3 protein-coding genes and 2 pseudogenes are annotated in these 2,418 nt (G+C 54.9%); 4 read left to right on the forward strand and 1 reads right to left on the reverse strand.

Annotated features, from left to right (window positions below):
- The 4 genes and pseudogenes from DUT91_RS24770 to DUT91_RS24785 form a co-directional block, all read left to right on the forward strand.
- The coding region (locus tag DUT91_RS24770) for an ATP-binding protein (RefSeq protein ID WP_245420015.1) at positions 1-90 on the forward strand (90 nt) is incomplete at its 5' end.
- Positions 91-223: 133 nt separating this feature from the next.
- A pseudogene (locus DUT91_RS24775) lies at positions 224-460 on the forward strand (Tn3 family transposase); the annotation flags it as partial.
- Between the two features lie 179 nt (positions 461-639).
- Positions 640-942, forward strand: a complete 303-nt coding sequence (locus DUT91_RS24780) for a DUF3955 domain-containing protein (protein ID WP_200835089.1) — start codon at positions 640-642, stop codon at positions 940-942.
- A 27-nt stretch (positions 943-969) separates the two neighbouring features.
- Positions 970-1,230: pseudogene (locus tag DUT91_RS24785) on the forward strand (dienelactone hydrolase-related enzyme); the annotation flags it as partial.
- Positions 1,231-1,329: 99 nt separating this feature from the next.
- On the opposite strand, the gene DUT91_RS24790 reads toward DUT91_RS24785, so the two are convergent.
- The gene (locus tag DUT91_RS24790) at positions 1,330-1,821 is read right to left on the reverse strand and encodes a DUF2165 family protein (RefSeq protein WP_114443031.1); all 492 of its coding nucleotides are present in this window, start codon (positions 1,819-1,821) and stop codon (positions 1,330-1,332) included.
- Between the last annotated feature and the right edge of the window lie 597 nt (positions 1,822-2,418).

Below are 2,418 nucleotides of genomic sequence, written 5' to 3' on the forward strand. Positions count from 1 at the left end.
CTGGATCGTATCACCCACCACGTCAGCATCCTCGAGATGAATGGTGACAGCTATCGTCTCGCCCAAAGCCGCGCCCGAAAGGCCGGCTGAAATCCTTCAAATAATCACAACGCGCGCATGAGACCCCCGCTCGGGCTACGCCCTCCCACGGGTCTCATGCGCGCGCCAAGGTGGCCGACTTTTGCGCCGCCGCGTGGCCGGTTTTTACTCCGCCGTTGACAGCAAGGGTGGTGAGGTGGCGACCAATCGGATGGAGGCTCAGGAAATCTCAGTGTTGGGGCTGCACTTGCTCCAGAACTGCCTCGTCTATGTCAACACGCGTATGCTGCAATCCGTGCTCGGCGATCCAGCCTGGGCAGCGCGCATGACGCCGGAGGATCACCGTGGGCTGACACCGCTCCGCTACGCTCACGTTAATCCCTATGGCCGTTTTGAAATTGATCTGGATCGGCCGCTTTGAGCACAGGGGGTTGCATGAGCGCATCCACCGCAAACGGTTCTGCTGACCAATGTCGCGCGAAGAGCCGCATCCCTGACAATTTTTCCAGCATTAAGAGGACCGGATGTCACGCATCAAAGAAAGGACCGTTTTGTAGCCCAACGGAAGGACAGTTTTAAATGGAATTGTGAGGGTGCGCCATGGTGGTCACTATAATATTCCTCACGACTGCAACAGCAGTGCTTTTTTCCCTTGCATGCAGCGTGCGGGCGGTGATTAATCGCGAACCGCATCGTCTGTCGTGGATCGTTAACGCTACCCTGCTGCTAGCTGGCATAGCCTGCTTCATCGCACTAAACTTGATCGGGTCGTATGTAGCTAAAGATGGGGTTTTGCACGAACCCTTCGCATTGATACCAATCGGATATCTGCTGAGCTTCGCAGGCATCTTGGGCACCCTCTGGCGGATCGCTCTCAATTTTTTGCAAGAACGGTCTCATTGATTGGAGAGAACCGTTCCGCAAAGCCCCAGACGGGCCTGGGGTCCACTTAACCTGGAGAATTACGCACATAGTTTGGCACGGGCTGATCTCGATCTTCACGTTGTGTTGGCCAGTAGGGACAAGGTGGTGTTGCCAGTGCTGTCGCAGAGATTCATCCAGAGGCTGAAGGACGCCGGAGGCCGACCAAAAATATTGGAATTAAACTGCGGTCACTATTCGCTCGCCATGCCGCCTTACATCTTGTTGGCCGGGTTGAGCTTAAATCGCCGCCATGCTGCTGGTTGGTGACCGGAACGGATCGTCGTGAAAAGGCGCAGGATATCATTCCAGTTTTCTTTGATCCGCTCCCCGCAATGTCACGGCGCGGATATGCGGCTGCCTTGAGACTCAGTCCGAGTCATTCTGGCTCAGATAAAGGAGAACCACAGAAATGCACATTATGAACCGAAACGCGGCTTGCACTCCGTTCCACTGCTGTGATTGCCACATTAGAAACCATTCAGCCGCCACTGTCATGAAGCCGAAAAACCAGACAAAAATACCCAGTGTAAGCCCGAGAATTGCCGTCCGCTTTGCTTTTATGAAAATGTCGCGCGGCTGATCCGATGCCTTGGCAAGCGCAGCCGACCCCACAATACAAAGGACGCCCGTTAGCATTTCGCCGGCGATAATAAGCCAGTATGCCGCATGGTGCACTATTGGAGAAGAAATGGACCGCCACATGAGGTCGTTGCCCGGAAAGGTAGTATCCATCAGCATCACATGCTGAACGAAATTGAAATTCGATTCGTAGTCGAACACGTTGTTCACTGCGACAAGAACCCCGAAAAGTCCGATTAATAGGACGAGAAATGCTTTAGACAGGCGAGCGGTCTTCATAGTATTCTCCGTGATAATTCCGATACGCCATTTACGTCAGGTGGATCGTATCCCGGAAGGTGGTGTAGGTCCTGAGGTTAAGCGGCCATCAGTGTTTTCCGTTTGGGCCCCAGAACATTTGTGGATACCCCCATAAGTGCCAAGAGGATTTTTCAGGCAGGTACTTTGCGCGTAGTCGGGTGCTGACATCTGCCCGACCTCTGATGCGACCTACAAGATGTCGCGGGCCCGTATGGGAGTTCGCGGATCGGTGCCAAAAGGCATGCTCTGAGGCACTCCGTTCAGGCCTGGTTTTCCAATCCCGTCTCTATCGGCCGTGCGCCATACCTTCCTTACGACCCACCTACACCTTCGACGCCCCTTCGCGACCGGGTTACTTGGCCGCGACTGGTACTCCGTAGACCCCGCCTTTCGCCAACAGCGCCCAAACGATTCGGGCGAGCTTGTTGGCAAGGGCAACGATCACCAACTGAACCGCCCCGGGTTTGCCGGAGGCTCCAACTCGTGAGACAGTGGAGCCGATATGAGCAAGACGACAAACAAGTTTTCACCGGAAGTCCGCGGCCGCGCTGTGCGTATGGTTCTGGCCCATGAATC

The organism is Paramesorhizobium salinisoli (assembly GCF_003335045.1).
Lineage (GTDB): Bacteria > Pseudomonadota > Alphaproteobacteria > Rhizobiales > Rhizobiaceae > Paramesorhizobium > Paramesorhizobium salinisoli.